This window comes from Pullulanibacillus camelliae (genome assembly GCF_014642655.1).
GTDB lineage: Bacteria > Bacillota > Bacilli > Bacillales > Sporolactobacillaceae > Pullulanibacillus > Pullulanibacillus camelliae.
Map to the genome: position 1 here is coordinate 84386 of NZ_BMIR01000012.1, position 14536 is coordinate 98921.

At 41.9% G+C, this 14536-nt stretch carries 16 protein-coding genes; all 16 read right to left on the reverse strand.

All coding sequences use genetic code 11. The features are described 5' to 3' along the window. Positions 1–11: 11 nt before the first annotated feature. Genes IEW82_RS12895 through IEW82_RS12970 form a run of 16 tightly spaced genes read right to left on the reverse strand, consistent with a single transcriptional unit; the run spans position 12 to position 14460 of the window. On the reverse strand, positions 12–1976 hold the full coding sequence (locus IEW82_RS12895) for a chemotaxis protein CheA (protein ID WP_188694834.1): 1965 nt from the start codon (positions 1974–1976) through the stop codon (positions 12–14). Next, complete coding sequence (locus IEW82_RS12900; protein WP_188694836.1) at positions 1976–3034, reverse strand: protein-glutamate methylesterase/protein-glutamine glutaminase; 1059 nt, start codon at positions 3032–3034, stop codon at positions 1976–1978. The genes IEW82_RS12895 and IEW82_RS12900 overlap by 1 nt, the downstream gene beginning before the upstream one ends. A gap of 5 nt (positions 3035–3039) precedes the next feature. Continuing rightward, positions 3040–3915, reverse strand: coding sequence for a MinD/ParA family protein (locus IEW82_RS12905; RefSeq protein WP_188694839.1), 876 nt, complete (start codon positions 3913–3915; stop codon positions 3040–3042). After that, the gene (gene flhF / locus IEW82_RS12910) at positions 3908–5056 is read right to left on the reverse strand and encodes a flagellar biosynthesis GTPase FlhF (protein ID WP_188694842.1); all 1149 of its coding nucleotides are present in this window, start codon (positions 5054–5056) and stop codon (positions 3908–3910) included. Before flhF ends, IEW82_RS12905 begins: the two co-directional genes overlap by 8 nt. Further along, a complete protein-coding gene (gene flhA / locus IEW82_RS12915; protein ID WP_188694845.1) occupies positions 5053–7083 on the reverse strand; it encodes a flagellar biosynthesis protein FlhA in 2031 nt (676 codons plus the stop codon). The genes flhF and flhA overlap by 4 nt, the downstream gene beginning before the upstream one ends. A 25-nt stretch (positions 7084–7108) precedes the next feature. After that, complete coding sequence (gene flhB / locus IEW82_RS12920) at positions 7109–8188, reverse strand: flagellar biosynthesis protein FlhB (protein ID WP_188694848.1); 1080 nt, start codon at positions 8186–8188, stop codon at positions 7109–7111. Then, positions 8189–8962: a flagellar biosynthetic protein FliR gene (gene fliR, locus IEW82_RS12925; protein ID WP_188694851.1), complete on the reverse strand. Its 774-nt coding sequence runs from the start codon at positions 8960–8962 to the stop codon at positions 8189–8191. Position 8963: 1 nt separating this feature from the next. Further along, positions 8964–9233: a flagellar biosynthesis protein FliQ gene (gene fliQ, locus IEW82_RS12930; protein WP_188694854.1), complete on the reverse strand. Its 270-nt coding sequence runs from the start codon at positions 9231–9233 to the stop codon at positions 8964–8966. Between the two features lie 41 nt (positions 9234–9274). Beyond that, a complete protein-coding gene (gene fliP / locus IEW82_RS12935) occupies positions 9275–9955 on the reverse strand; it encodes a flagellar type III secretion system pore protein FliP (RefSeq protein WP_188694857.1) in 681 nt (226 codons plus the stop codon). Then, positions 9948–10610 (reverse strand): flagellar biosynthetic protein FliO, encoded by a 663-nt coding sequence (locus tag IEW82_RS12940; protein ID WP_188694859.1) that lies wholly within the window; start codon positions 10608–10610, stop codon positions 9948–9950. Before IEW82_RS12940 ends, fliP begins: the two co-directional genes overlap by 8 nt. A gap of 6 nt (positions 10611–10616) precedes the next feature. Next, positions 10617–10979 (reverse strand): response regulator, encoded by a 363-nt coding sequence (locus IEW82_RS12945; RefSeq protein ID WP_188694862.1) that lies wholly within the window; start codon positions 10977–10979, stop codon positions 10617–10619. Positions 10980–11015: 36 nt separating this feature from the next. Further along, entirely contained in the window at positions 11016–12179 is a 1164-nt protein-coding gene (gene fliY, locus IEW82_RS12950; protein WP_188694865.1) for a flagellar motor switch phosphatase FliY, read from the reverse strand. Then, positions 12176–13168 (reverse strand): flagellar motor switch protein FliM, encoded by a 993-nt coding sequence (gene fliM / locus IEW82_RS12955; RefSeq protein ID WP_188694868.1) that lies wholly within the window; start codon positions 13166–13168, stop codon positions 12176–12178. Before fliM ends, fliY begins: the two co-directional genes overlap by 4 nt. Before the next feature lie 28 nt (positions 13169–13196). Beyond that, positions 13197–13625, reverse strand: coding sequence for a flagellar basal body-associated protein FliL (fliL, locus tag IEW82_RS12960; RefSeq protein ID WP_188694870.1), 429 nt, complete (start codon positions 13623–13625; stop codon positions 13197–13199). Then, positions 13618–13839: a flagellar FlbD family protein gene (locus IEW82_RS12965; protein WP_188694873.1), complete on the reverse strand. Its 222-nt coding sequence runs from the start codon at positions 13837–13839 to the stop codon at positions 13618–13620. Before IEW82_RS12965 ends, fliL begins: the two co-directional genes overlap by 8 nt. Positions 13840–13875: 36 nt before the next feature. Next, entirely contained in the window at positions 13876–14460 is a 585-nt protein-coding gene (locus IEW82_RS12970) for a flagellar hook-basal body complex protein (protein ID WP_188694933.1), read from the reverse strand. Positions 14461–14536 lie beyond the last annotated feature (76 nt).

The following is a 14536-nucleotide window of genomic DNA, read 5'->3' on the forward strand; positions in this document are numbered from 1 at the left end:
TCTCCCTTTTATTAGATCATCGACGAACAATCTAAAATTAAAGCGACTTGACCATTTCCTAAAATCGTTGCGCCTGAGATGGGGCGAACCTCACCCAAATAATTGCCTAATGACTTAATAACAATTTCTTGTTGTCCAATGAAACGATCAACAGCAAAGCAGGCCACATTTTTACCACTTTGAGCGATGATCGCCGGAATGTATTTATTATGCTGAACCTTGTCCCCAGGGACATCTAAAAGCTGGTTTAGACGTTTAAAAGGAATCATCCGCCCTCTATATTCATACATTTCTTCACCATTTGCCTTCATCAAGCTCTCCTCGGTCACCAAGGCGGTTTCCACGATGGAGTTGAGTGGCAAAGCATAGGTTTCATCCTGAACATTGATAAGCATGGATGAAATAATAGATAGTGTTAATGGGAGTTTAATAGTAAAAATTGATCCTTGGCCTTCCTCAGAATCCACATCAACCGTTCCACCTAAGGATTCAATTTTGTTTTTAACAACATCAAGTCCGACACCGCGCCCAGAAATATCCGATATCTTATCCGCTGTACTAAACCCTGAGCGAAACATGAGCTCGTACACTTCTTTATTGCTCAACGTCTCAGCCTCTTCGTTAGAAATCAAGCCTTTTTCCACTGCTTTATTCGCAACTTTATGGCGATTAATCCCGGCGCCGTCATCCTCAATCTCGATAAAGACGTGATTGCCACTGTGATAAGCACGTAACACAATGCGTCCTGCTTCATCTTTTCCAGCATCCCGGCGCTTTTCTGGCAATTCAATCCCGTGATCCATCGAATTGCGAATGAGATGGACTAGCGGATCACCAATTTCATCGATGACATTACGGTCTAGTTCTGTATCCACACCGAGCATTTCCAAGTTGATTTTCTTGCCCAAGTCCTTAGAGACACTGCGAACCATTTTCGGAAAACGATTGAATACCTGCTCAACAGGCTCCATTCTTAGATTCAAAATGATATCCTGCAAGCTCCCTGATGTGCGCGCGATCGTTTCAACTGTTTCATCTAATTCTTGGTCCTTCAGCTGACGGGCAATCTCTTCTAAACGCCCTTTATCAATAATCAGCTCTTCGAACAAATTCATCAGTTCATCTAATCTCTGTGTGCTCACCCGAATGGTTCGAGTGGCTGCTCTTGCTTTCGCTTTAGGAGCAGCCTCACCAGCAGCCGTTTGTTTTTGTGGCATTTGCTTAGAAGCTGCGGTCGCATTTGCTTCATTTTTCATAGGCGATACATGCACGGCTTCAACTTCAGAAACACTCAACAATTTTTCTTGGACATCACTCTCGCTGTCCTTGGTGATTAATTTGATGGTGAAAGAAGAATCAAATTCTCCTTCTTCGATAGCCTCAACAGCTGGCTCCGTTTGAATGACTTCTCCTAATTGCTCAACAATTTGAAAGACCATATAGGCGCGCGCAGCTTTTAGCACACACTCTTTACTGAGGACAACTTCAACCTGCCATACATTAAACCCTTGGTCTGCCGCCTGCTTCATCACATCGGCAAGAAAATCATTAGAAGGACTGCTGTCCGTTGGTGCCGATTGCGCTGGGGCTTCCGGCTGACCACCAGATGTTTGTTTTAATGAAGCCATGACCGCTGATATATCAACATCATCACTTCCACCGCCAGCGATCCGCTCTACCATTTCCTCTAACTGGTCAGCCGCCGCAAACAACGCATCAATAATGGCGCTATCGACAGTAAGCTCATTATTTCTTATGGCATCAAGAATATTTTCGAGCTGATGCGTTAACTCCATCATCGTATTAAAGCCCATGCTTCCTGACATACCTTTTAAAGTATGAGCGGATCTAAATATTTCGTTGACGACCTCTAAATTGCCGTGCGACTGTTCTAAATCGAGTAACCCTTGATCCATGCTTTGTAGATGTTCACGACTTTCCTCGAGAAATAAATCTAAATATTGGTTTGTATCCATTAACTAATACCTCCCTTATTTATTTGTTTGATGATTGCGGAAGAAATGTCATCAAGATTTACTATCTCATTCACTAAGCCTGTTTGTATCGCTGCCTTTGGCATCCCAAAGATGACGGATGTGGCTTCTGACTCGGCGATAGCATAGACACGGCTAACCTTTTTCAACGCCTTTAGCCCATCCGCGCCATCAGATCCCATCCCTGTTAAAGTCACGGTGAGAACAGAATCAAGCTTGTGCTCTGCAACGGATTCAAGCAACACATTATAGCAGGGCCGCAAGCCTCTTACTGCTGGTGATTTATCGATGTAAAACGCGAGTGAACGACCAACGGTTTGGATGCGGGTTTGAAAGCCACCAGGCGCAATGTAAATCGTTCCTTTTTGGAGCAATTCACCATGAGCTGCTTCTTTCACAATGGCAGGCGACCATTCATTTAATTTTTGAGCTAATGAATGCGTGAAGGCAGGCGGCATATGCTGGACGACAATAATCGGGACAGGTAAATCACTTGGAAGCTTTGATAAGACGGCACGTAACGCTTTAGGTCCGCCTGTCGAAGCACCGATACAAATCAATTGAAGTGCGGTGTCCCGTTTTTGCTCAATCAGCGGTTGGACAACATGTTCATCAACAGTATTTGCTGCCTGCTGAACAGAAATTTGTCCAGCATTTAAAATCTTGGTGATCAAACTCTCCTTTACTTTATGTATATCCAATGAAATTTCACCCGAAGGTTTGGTCACGAAATCCATTGCCCCAAGTGCCATGGCTTCAATCGTGACCCTTGCCCCTTTATCTGTCAGACTACTTAACAAAATAATGGGAACAGGATGTTCTGCCATGACTCGCTCAATGACTTCGAGACCATTTAATTTGGGTAAATTAACATCTAATGTGACCACATCGGGCGCGGATGCCTTAATTTTTTTTAAGGCATCCTCACCATCCCTTGCAGTGGACACCACCGTCATCCGGGGGTCCTCATTAATCATTTCCGAGATGAGCTTTCTCATAAAAGCAGAATCATCAACAACAAGCACTCGTATTGGTTCCATATTCCTCACACCTTCTTGCGAAATAGATGCTTTAGCTTCATGATAAAGCTGTCCATTGTGTCTTGTTGTTGAGCCGACTGTCCATTAAGGTAATTCGCTGCCAATTCAGTTATATTAATAGCAACCTTGGCACGTGGATCGGCCTCTAAAAATGCCTTTCTCAGCTTCACAGCTTTAACCACTGCTCGATCTCTCGGTAAACAACCTAGCAATACAAGATCCTTGTCCAAAAACCGTTTTGCAACCGTCGACAGCTTTTGCCATGTTTCATCTGCCTCCTTTTCATTGTCATAGCGGTTGATGACGCAATGTACCGGAATTTCCGGCGAATATTTATGAATAATTTTAATAACTGCGTAAGCATCGGTCAGCGCTGTTGGCTCCGTTGTGGTGACGAGTAAGATCTCATGAACCGCACTGACAAATTTTAATGTGGATTCATTGATCCCTGCTCCAAAATCAAAAATGATCATGTCGAAGTCATTTTTGATGTGCTGCAATTGTTCAAGAAAATAAGCAAATTTATCATCATTAAGTTGAAATAAATCCGTCAAGCCACTGCCGCCTGTTAATACTGATAAGCCACTGGGGTGCCTGTTCAAAACCTCTTGAACAGGCAAGCGCTGATCAATCATGTCTACGATATTATAGCGCCCATTCATCCCGAGCAAAATATCGATGTTTCCCATTCCGATATCCAAGTCAATTAATAGTGTCCGCTGTTTGGCATTATTTAAAGCTAAAGCAAAATTGGAGGAAAACACCGATTTGCCTACCCCACCTTTTCCACTCAAGACAGCAACAATCTTCGTCTGTTGCACTTTTTCTAGCCGATGATGCTGTTCCATTCTTTGTCTGAGGCTTTCAGCTTGATCAGCCACGCCACACACCTTCTATCAATTGATTTACAATCGTGCTTTTCTCAGCCTTGATAATGTCATCCGGCACATTTTGACCTGTTGTCAGATATGCTGCGCCTAAATGATTAGAAAGGATAACGTTAATGACAGACCCCATAGACAATGTCTCATCCAGCTTTGTAAAAATATAACCAGACAAGGCGAATCCAGAAAATAGCTGAGCGATACGTTCAATATCTTCTGTTTTTGCGGTTGCACTTAAAACAAGATAGCTTTTCATCGCTTGAACATCGCCGAGCAATCGCTCCATCTCACCGATATAAGTCTGTTGCTGATAATTTCTCCCAGCTGTATCGACAATGATCAAGTCGACATCCTTTAAGGCGATGATGGCTTCCTGAAATTCATCATGGGTATAAGCCACTTTAACGGGAATGTTTAAGATTTTCGCATATGTTTTGAGCTGTTCAACCGCAGCAATCCGATACGTGTCCGTTGTAATAAAAGCCACCTTTTTATTTTGCTCTAGAACAAGCTTTGAAGCGAGCTTTGCTGCTGTTGTTGTTTTGCCTACGCCAGTTGGCCCTACCAATGTGATCACCTTTGTTTGATCATCTACTTCTTTAAAAGGAATGGGAGCCAATTGTTCAAGCAATGCCTGTCTAAGAAGCTGCTTCAATTCTCCTTCTGATAAAGCGTCTTCTGACGTAAACCATGCTTTTAACAGCGTCTGTACAAGCTGATTGACACGCTCTGAGGGAAGTCCCTCCCGTATTAAACGGTCATGAAGCCCTTTGATTTCAACAGGCAGCGGACTCGTCCATGGACTAGGCATAACTTGAGGGTTGACCGTTTTGGGTTCCTGCTTATCAGACAGTTGTGTCGGGTACGCTTTACGCTCAAAAACAGGCTGCTCCGGCCTTTTAGTGGGCTGCACTGGTTCTTGTTCAGGCATTGGAAAAGCGTTTAGTGGTTCAGGCGATGAAGCCACCTGATCCAGAGCGGCGACGACTTCGACTGCTGATTTACTTTTGAACAAATGTGTCAATCCGCGTTTTTTCACATTTTTTGTATAAAGAATGACGGCGTTATTACCTAATTCCTTCTTCACCATGCTCATGGCTTCTGGCATTGAATTTGCAACGAATTTTTTTATTTTCATGCGATACTCACCACCCCGATGCTCTGAATCTCAACGCTTGGTTCTAATTCGTTATAAGATAATACCGCCACTTGTGGAAGAGACCGTGAGATCATTTGTTTCACATGCAAGCGAATTGCTGGTGAACATAGAATAATCGGTTCTTGATCGAAATCTGTGTGCTGTTCAATCCTTTGAGCAATCTGTTCCAATATATGTTGGATGGTATTGGGTTCAAGTGCTAAATAATTCCCGTGTTCAGTTCGTTGAACAGCACTGGAAATCGTCTCTTCAAGCTGTGGATCTAAAGTAATAACCTTCAATAGATTATTTTTCACATATTGCTGAGAAATCTGTCTGGATAACCCTTGTCGTACATACTCGGTGAGCAGATCGGTATCCTTAGTCATTTGACCGACATCGGCAAGCACCTCAAAAATAACTGGCAAATTACGAATTGAAATATGTTCACGCAAAAGGTTAACAAAAACCTTTTGAATGTCTCCGATGCTTAACGGTTCTGGTGTCACCTCATTCACCAAAGTCTCATCAGTTGCTTTTAAATGTTCAATAAGCTGTTTGGTTTCCTTGCGCCCAAGAAGCTCGTGACAATGACGCTTCAACAGCTCTGTAATATGAGTGGATACGACGGAAGGCGGATCAACAACAGTATAGCCAAGCATCTCAGCCTGTTCCTTCATATCCTCCCCAATCCATTTTGCTGGTAGTCCGAAGGCTGGTTCAATCGTATCGACACCCGTGATGGATGGATCATCCTCACCAGGGCTCATCGCCAAATAGTGATCCAACAAGATATGCCCACGAGCAATTTCTGAACCCTTGATTTTAAATCGGTATTCATTGGGCTCTAACTGGATATTATCCCTGATACGGACCACTGGAATGATAATGCCGAATTCCAAAGCCAATTGTCTGCGGATCATGACAATGCGGTCCAGTAAGTCCCCGCCCTGGTTAGCATCCGCGAGTGGTACAAGCGCATAGCCAAACTCGAATTCGATAGGATCATTCTCAAGAAGATCTACAACGGTATCAGGGCTTTTCAACTGTTCTTCTTCAATATCAGCTGCAAGCTCTTCCTCATTGATCTGTTCCTTCGCATTCTGACGCGAGAGGAGATAGCCGCCGATAAATAATAAAAGCGCAATCGGAACCGTGATGACAAAACCAATCGGTGTAAATCCAAGTAAAAGGATGACACCCCCAGCAATATAAAGCATCATTGGATAAGCGAGAATCTGCTTCGTAATATCCTGTCCAAGATTGCCTTCTGAAGCAGCACGAGTGACAATAATACCGGTAGCTGTTGAGATCATCAAGGCCGGAATTTGACTCACGAGTCCATCTCCAACCGTTAGCAATGTGTAATTATGCGAAGCATCTCCAAAACTCATACCCATCTGAGCAACACCAATGATCATGCCAACGATCATGTTGATGACAACAATGATGATACCAGCAATAGCATCCCCTTTAACAAATTTACTGGCACCGTCCATCGCTCCGTAAAAGTCGGCCTCACGAGCGATTTTGTCACGTCTTTTTCGCGCCTCTTTCTCATTGATTAAACCTGCGTTAAGGTCGGCATCAATGGCCATTTGTTTTCCTGGCATCGCGTCGAGGGTAAACCGTGCCGCCACTTCCGATACACGCTCCGCCCCTTTCGTGATGACCACGAATTGAATAATAATGAGGATGAGGAAGACCACAAAACCAACAAGCGCATTCCCACCAATAACAAAGTTACCAAAGGTTTCAATGACTACCCCGGCATCCCCTTTTCCTAAAATGGAACGCGTCGTTGATACATTTAACCCAAGTCTAAATAGAGTTAATAGCAGGAGTAACGAAGGAAGAATTGAAAATTCCAATGGCTCTTTCATATTCATTGCAACCAATAAGACGATTAATGCAAGCGAAATATTGATGATTATAAAAAAGCTTAATATAAAATTAGGTAAAGGAATAATCAGCATAAGAACGATTAATATGACGGCCAAGAGCACGGATAAATCTTTTAGTTTCACTTGATTTTGCACCTCATTACTTTAATCAAACTGCGCCATTGAGTTTATATACATAGGCTAAAATTTCAGCGACGGCTTTAAAAAATTCCTCTGGAATCGGGTCTCCGATATCCAGGCGGTGAAAAAGTGCACGTGCCAATTCTTTTTTTTCAACAATCACGACATCATTTTCTCTGGCGATCGCTTTGATTCTTTGCGCGATTAAATCCGCGCCTTTGGCAATAACAACTGGTGCCTCCATGCTGTCATCTTTATACTGTAAGGCAACGGCAAAATGTGTCGGGTTAGTGATGACAACATCTGCCTTAGGGACTTCTTGCATCATTCGCCGCATCGCCATCTGCCGTTGCAGCTCACGAACCTTGGCTTTGATTTGCGGATCCCCTTCTGTATTTTTATACTCATCCTTAATCTCCTTTTTTGACATTCTGATATTTTTTTCATGATCAAAGCGCTGATAGGCATAATCAAGAGCACCTATAAATAGAAGAACTAGGGAAGCGGCAACCCCCATCTCTAAAACAGTTCGTCCCGCAGTACGCACACTATCCCACAGTGTTTTTTGGGACAACACTAAGAGTTGATCGCGATTGATCCACAGAACAATAAAGGTCGTTAAACCGATGAGCAGGATCTTTAACAAAGATTTAAGAAATTCAACAATGGCTCGCATCGAATAGATGCGTTTAAAGCCACTTAAAGGGTTTAAACGATTGAACTTAAAGGATAAAGTTTCTGTCGAAAACAAGAGGCCAATTTGAGCGATATTTGAAAAGACACCTATCACTAGGGCAATGAGTAAAACCGGGGCAATCAGCTTCGCAGTCTCGATGACGAGCTGCGTAAATAACTGGTGCACATGCCCTTCAGTTAACGCCATTTGGATATCATCTGTATACGACTGTTTCATTAAGTCACCTAAGCCCTTGCCAATCTTAGGTGCAACAAACAAAAATACAATGAATATCGCTAGCATTGACAACGCCGTAGAAAGGTCATTACTTTTAGCGACCTGACCTTTTTTACGCGTGTCTCTTCGCTTCTTTGGCGTCGCTTTTTCAGTTTTTTCTTCGGCAAAAAATTGTAAATTTAATCTTTGCTTCATTTAAGAACTCCCCAAATAGTTCATAAAATCCTTCATAGCGTCAGATGTCAATTCAAATATTTCCCTAAACATCGCCACGTATATCGGCATAATAATAAGCAGAATAATCAAGCTGACACCTATCTTTAGCGGAATACCGACGACAAATACATTTAACTGTGGTACGGTTCTAGCGATAATGCCAACAGCAACATCAACAAGAAATAAACAGCCTAATATCGGAAGTGCCATTTGCAAGGCAATGGCAAACATTGACACCGTCAAATGTATGACATGAAAGGTAGCCGGTGATTGATTGATGCCAACCGCCATCTTATCCACCGGGATCATTTGAAAGCTATAGTAAATCCCATTTAAGAGCATGTAATGCGCATTCGTTGCAAACAGAAAGACCATCATCAATATATAAAAGAATTGTCCAGTCAATGGGCTTGATGTTTGGCTTTCAGGATTGATCAATGTCGCCACTGCAAACCCCATTTGAATATCAATAAACGCCCCGGCAAGCTGTACAGCATAAAAAAGAATGCCGGAAACAAAGCCAATCCCAAGGCCTACCACCACTTCTTTTAATAAAAGCAACGGATATTGAGCGCTCCACTCCACAGCTTTGGTACTCATTGTCGCCGTTATGATGAAAGAAAAAATCACCGCAAAGGCAAGCTTAAAGCGAGCAGGAATGGTTTTATATGAAAATAGAGGTGCTGTTAAAAAGAAGCTTGTCAACCTTACCAACACGAGTAAAAATAAAGGCAATGCTTGAATACTATTCATATTAGCTTACAAATCCATTAAGGTTTGAAAAAATATCTTGCGTGAAGGTAAGAATTTTAGAAAGCATCCATGGTCCAAAAATAATCAACGATAATAACACAGCAACTATTTTAGGTATAAAGGCCAATGTTTGCTCCTGGATCTGGGTTGTCGCCTGAAAGATACTAACAACAAGTCCCACGACTAAAGCAATTACCAATATTGGCCCTCCGATTAACAACACCATCATAACGGCCTTTTCAGCCTCTGAGATTACAAATTCCATACTCATCTTTTCATCAGCTTCCTTGTTTACTCAAGATAACGATTAGGTTATGAATAACCTGCTAAGAGCGATTTGACAATCAAATACCAACCATCCACCATCACAAATAATAAGATTTTAAATGGCAATGAAATCATAACCGGCGGCACCATCATCATTCCCATCGCCATCATGACACTTGCAACCACCATATCAATGATCAAGAAGGGGATAAAAATCATGAACCCCATTTGGAAGGCTGTCTTTAGCTCACTGATGGCATAGGCTGGTACTAGGGCCGATAGCGGGATATGCTGTATAGAATCTGGCTTTTTATAATGACCATACTCTAGAAATAAATTAAGATCTTTCGTTCGCGTTTCCTTTGCCATGAATTCCTTAAACGGTCCTTCAGCTTTGACCAGCGCTTGCTTCTGTGATAAATCCCCTTTTAAATAAGGCTGTACAGCATCATGATTCACATCACTAAATACCGGTGCCATGATGAAAAAGGTTAAAAAAAGCGCTAAGCCAATGATCACCTGGTTAGGCGGCATTTGCTGAGTGGATAAGGATGTCCGAACAAAGGATAGAACAATGACAATGCGCGTAAAGGACGTCATCAAAATTAAAATCGATGGTGCTAATGACAGGATGGTCAGTAAAATGAGCAGCTGGACGGTCGTTGCTACATCCTGCGGCTGGTTTGTTAGCAAGTTTGAATTTAATCCTGGTATTAGCTCATTCATCTTTAGAATCCTTCCGCATATGTTTATCTATTTTTCCTTTACGCTCCGATAAAATATCCTTTAATTTTTCTTGAAAGACAGTAAGCCTACTGTTTTCACCGGAAGAAGTTGAAGCCTTGGTCCAATTCAATAAGCGACTGACATTCTTTTGAATGAGATCTGTTGACGGTTCTTCTGCCAGTAAAGCTTCTACAGCCTCAGGATCTTGAATTTCTTTTAAAAGTTGGACAGAATCTCCGACGCCAACGACTAAAATTTCATCACCAATACGAATAAGTTGTATAGAACGATTGGGACCGACGGCCACGCCACCAACGTTTTTAATGGTCCCGTAGCTTTGGAAAGCACGGGTTTTCTTAGAAACGAGACGATAAAGAATATAGATCAAGCCAATGATCACAATCATAGCTCCAACTAATTTAACAAAGATCCAAACCGGACTTTTCGTCTCATTAGTTGTTGTTGTACTCTGCGTCGTCGACTTCTGAGGGGTTGTATCCTTAGTGTCGTCAGACTTACATTTATTCTCTATTGTGCTGGCCACTGATGCATTTTCACTACAGTTGGTTTTAGCATAGGACATCGTCTGTCCGCCCAAGCATAGGACGAGCGCCAGTCCTATGCAAAGGAGTACTTTATAACTAAATGCTTGCATGTGTGATTATCCTAGCGTTTTTTTGATCGCTTCAAGTACACGATCGGCTTGGAACGGTTTTACAATGAAATCTTTCGCTCCTGCTTGGATAGCATCAATAACCATGGCTTGCTGTCCCATTGCAGAACACATGATAATTTTAGCTTGTGGATCAGCCTTTTTAATTTCTTTTAAACTGGAAATCCCATCAACTTCTGGCATCGTGATGTCCATGAGCACAAGATCAGGTTGGTGTTCAGCATATTTCTCAATCGCTTCACGACCATTGCTGGCTTCATCAACAATTTCATACCCGTTCTTCACCAAGATATCCTTGATCATCATGCGCATAAATGCTGCATCATCCACAATTAATATTCTGTTTGCCATTTTTCCTAACCTCCGAAGTAATGAATAAATTTATTATTACAATTTTTGTAATCGATCCCGCTGATTAATGATTTCAGTAATCCGCACACCAAAATTTTCATCGATGACAACAACTTCACCTTTGGCAATCGGTTTTTCATTAATAAGCACGTCGACTGGCTCACCTGCGAGCTTGTCTAATTCTATCACAGAACCAGGACCTAGCTCTAAAATTTCTCTGATTCTTTTCTTTGTGCGGCCAAGCTCAACAGTCACATTAAGTGGAACATCGAGTAATAAATCGATATTTCGTGATGAATGCTCCTCTTGAGCCGTATCAAACTCTCGAAAAGCAGCCGATTGGACATTCGCAGCGGGTTGCTTCATGCGATTGGCATTCTCATTTCCCGTATGCGAAGCTGCACGCACTGACTCAGTGTGTCCACCGCTTGTCCCTTGTGATTGTGCCTGTTGTGAAGAGGCTTCATTCACTTGTGGCGCTTCAGCCTTTTCGCTATTCGCCGCATCATGAAGGCTGGTAAGCTCTGCAACTAACGACTTAGCGAAATCGATTGGAACAAGCTGCATGATGTTGGAATCAACCAGATCCCCAATCTTTAAAGAAAAAGATACCTTTATAAACAGATTTTCATCAGGTACATCATCTTCCCAATTTTCTTTTTTTACATCCAGCATTTCAGCCAATGGCGGAGAAATATCCACACGCTTTTCAAACATGGTTGAAAGCGAGGTTGCCGATGAACCCATCATCTGATTCATAGCTTCCTGTACGGCACTTAGCTGAATCTCATTGATCTCTATTTGTGGATTTTTGCCATCGCCTCCTAACATTAAATCAGCAATAACACTGGCGTCTTCACGCTTTATAAGCAAAACATTTGTCCCTTCAAAGCCCTCAGTATAACTCACTAAAACTGACACATGTGGATAAGGGAATTCATCACTCATCGCGCTTTTCTTGATGTATGAAATCTCTGGTGTTGTGATCTCTACCTTTTGATTCAATAAGTTGGATAATGCAGTTGCTGCATTACTAAAGGAGATATTTCCAATTTCACCCAACGTGTCTTTTTCAATATCGGTGAGAATATCTTCTGTCTCTCCCCCCTCAGTGTTTTGAGAAGAATCACCGGACACATCATCACCACTCAACAGAGCATCAATTTCTTCTTGGGAGAGCATACCATCCTCATTACTCATTCTTCTTCACTTCCTTCCTCAATCACGTCGAGCACTTGCACTGCTAAATGCCTATTTTTAAGTCCAGGTTGTCCCAAATATTTTAATTCAGAGCCTACTTTAATATCGATGGGCTGATCAATGCCTTTTTTCAGTGGTATGACATCATCAATCATCAAATCTAGAAACTCTCCAATAGTAACCGTCGCATGACCAAGCTCGGCCTTCACCTCAACATGAGCATTTTCAACATTTCTCTTAATTTGTTTGGCATCATCTGGAGTCACTTCTTTTTTACTTTCAACCATCCATTGATGCATGGATAAATTAGGGATGATCGGCTCTAATGTCACATGTGGGAGACAAATGTTAATCATTCCACTCGCTTCCCCAACTGTCGCTTGTAAAGAAATGACAACAACGGTTTCACTTGGTGAAGCAATTTGTAGGAATTGTGTATTGACCTCAAAATCACTCATTTCAGGTTCAATCGTATACACATTCATCCACGCATCTTTATAAGGCTCTAACGCATCTTCAAATATTTGCGAAATGAGCTTAGATTCAATCTCTGTTAAGTTATCGATTTTATTAAAGCTATCCCCCATACCACCTAACACGCGATCCAGCATCGCATAAGCAATATTTGGATTAACCTCCATCACCATTCTCCCAGATAATGGGGCTGCTTCAAAGACATTTAAAATGGTCAGTGAGGGGACTGAACGCACAAATTCTTCATAAGGAAGCTGATCCACTGAAGCTACCGAAATTTGTACAAAGGTTCGCAGCTTCGTTGAAAAATAGTTGGTCAGTAAACGTGCATAATTTTCATGAATGCGTGTTAAACTGCGAAATTGATCCTTCGAAAAGCGTAACGCTCTTTTAAAATCATACACTTTTTCTTTCTTTTCAACTTCTTCTTTCAACAGATCATTGGCATCCATTTCTCCTGTTGAAATGGCCGAAAGCAGCGCGTCTATTTCTGATTGAGATAATACATCTGCCAAAGCGCATCACCTCTTTTCCTCAGCAAACTCATTGAATGATTTTCTCAGTCGTATAGACGTGAGTGACTTTCCCAGACTTCATTAGGCCATTGAGCTTATCTTTAAGGGCGGTTTCCAAATCCTTGATGCCCTTTTGCCCTTGTAAATCCTTCTCCGTTTTATTGGATAAAAGATATAAAATAGCATTATTAACTTGGAACTGTCTCTTTGTTAGCTCATCTTTCGCATCCTTATTTGACACCTGCATTAAAAAGGAAACCTTAATGAATTTGTTGTCGCTTAGGTTCGTTGTGATCTCATCTGTTGACACAGAAAGATGCTTGACAATCTCAGAAACAGTTGGCGGAGAAGATTTCGCCTGAGCTTTATGATTTAAATAAAAATATAAACTGGCACTGATCACAGTAAGTACAGCCATTGTAATGATGACTGTATTAAGTGTCTTACTTTTAAACATCTTGAGCTCCCTTTTCAGTCATATTTGAAGCAAACAACCCGATTTCTTTATAAAAAGCTCGCGTTTTTTTAGTGACTTCATACTCTGTATCTTTTACAATAATTTTTTTTCCAGTCGTAAGTGATATTGTTGTATCAGGTAACGCTTCTACTTGTTCGATCAATAATGCATTTAACGTAAAAGCTTTTCCGTTAATTCGCGTGAGTTGGATCATAATAAAGGGATCGGAAGGACCGATCCCTTCCCTCCTTTATTGTCGTTTCAAGTTAACAAGCTCTTCTAAAATCGAGTCAGACGTTGTGATGACACGAGCGTTAGCCTGAAAACCACGCTGCGCTTCAATCATGCTCGTAAACTCTTCAGAAAGATCAACGTTCGACATTTCCAAGGAACCGACGGATAAGCTGCCGCTTCCGTTGTCTCCAGGAGCGCCTTCAACCGGATCGCCGGAGTTGCTGGATGCACTGTAAAGCGACCCACCGACTTTATCCAATCCTCCTGGGTTGTTGAATTGGCTCGTTGCAATCTGACCAAGCAATTGCAAATCTCCATTGGACAGAATGCCATAAATACGGCCTGAGGAGTCGACATTGAAATCCTGCAATGAAACCTTATCTCCAATCACATCAGCGGTTGCCGGATCATTATAGCTAGATAAGCCATCGAAATTAATGTCGTCTAGTCCTACATTCGCAGTGCCCGTTGTCCCATTATCATCATAGCTAAAGTTCAATCCGTCAGCATCATCATCTAGGGTAATCTTATCAACACTGCCATCTTCCTTAAAGGTGACGGTTCCTGTTTGGGGTATGTGTAAAATAGTTCTCGGTGGTATTTCTACAAAATCCTAGCCAAAAAAGAAGAGGCACTCTATCATAAATGTATGCCTACCAGAGCAAATACATCGTAGA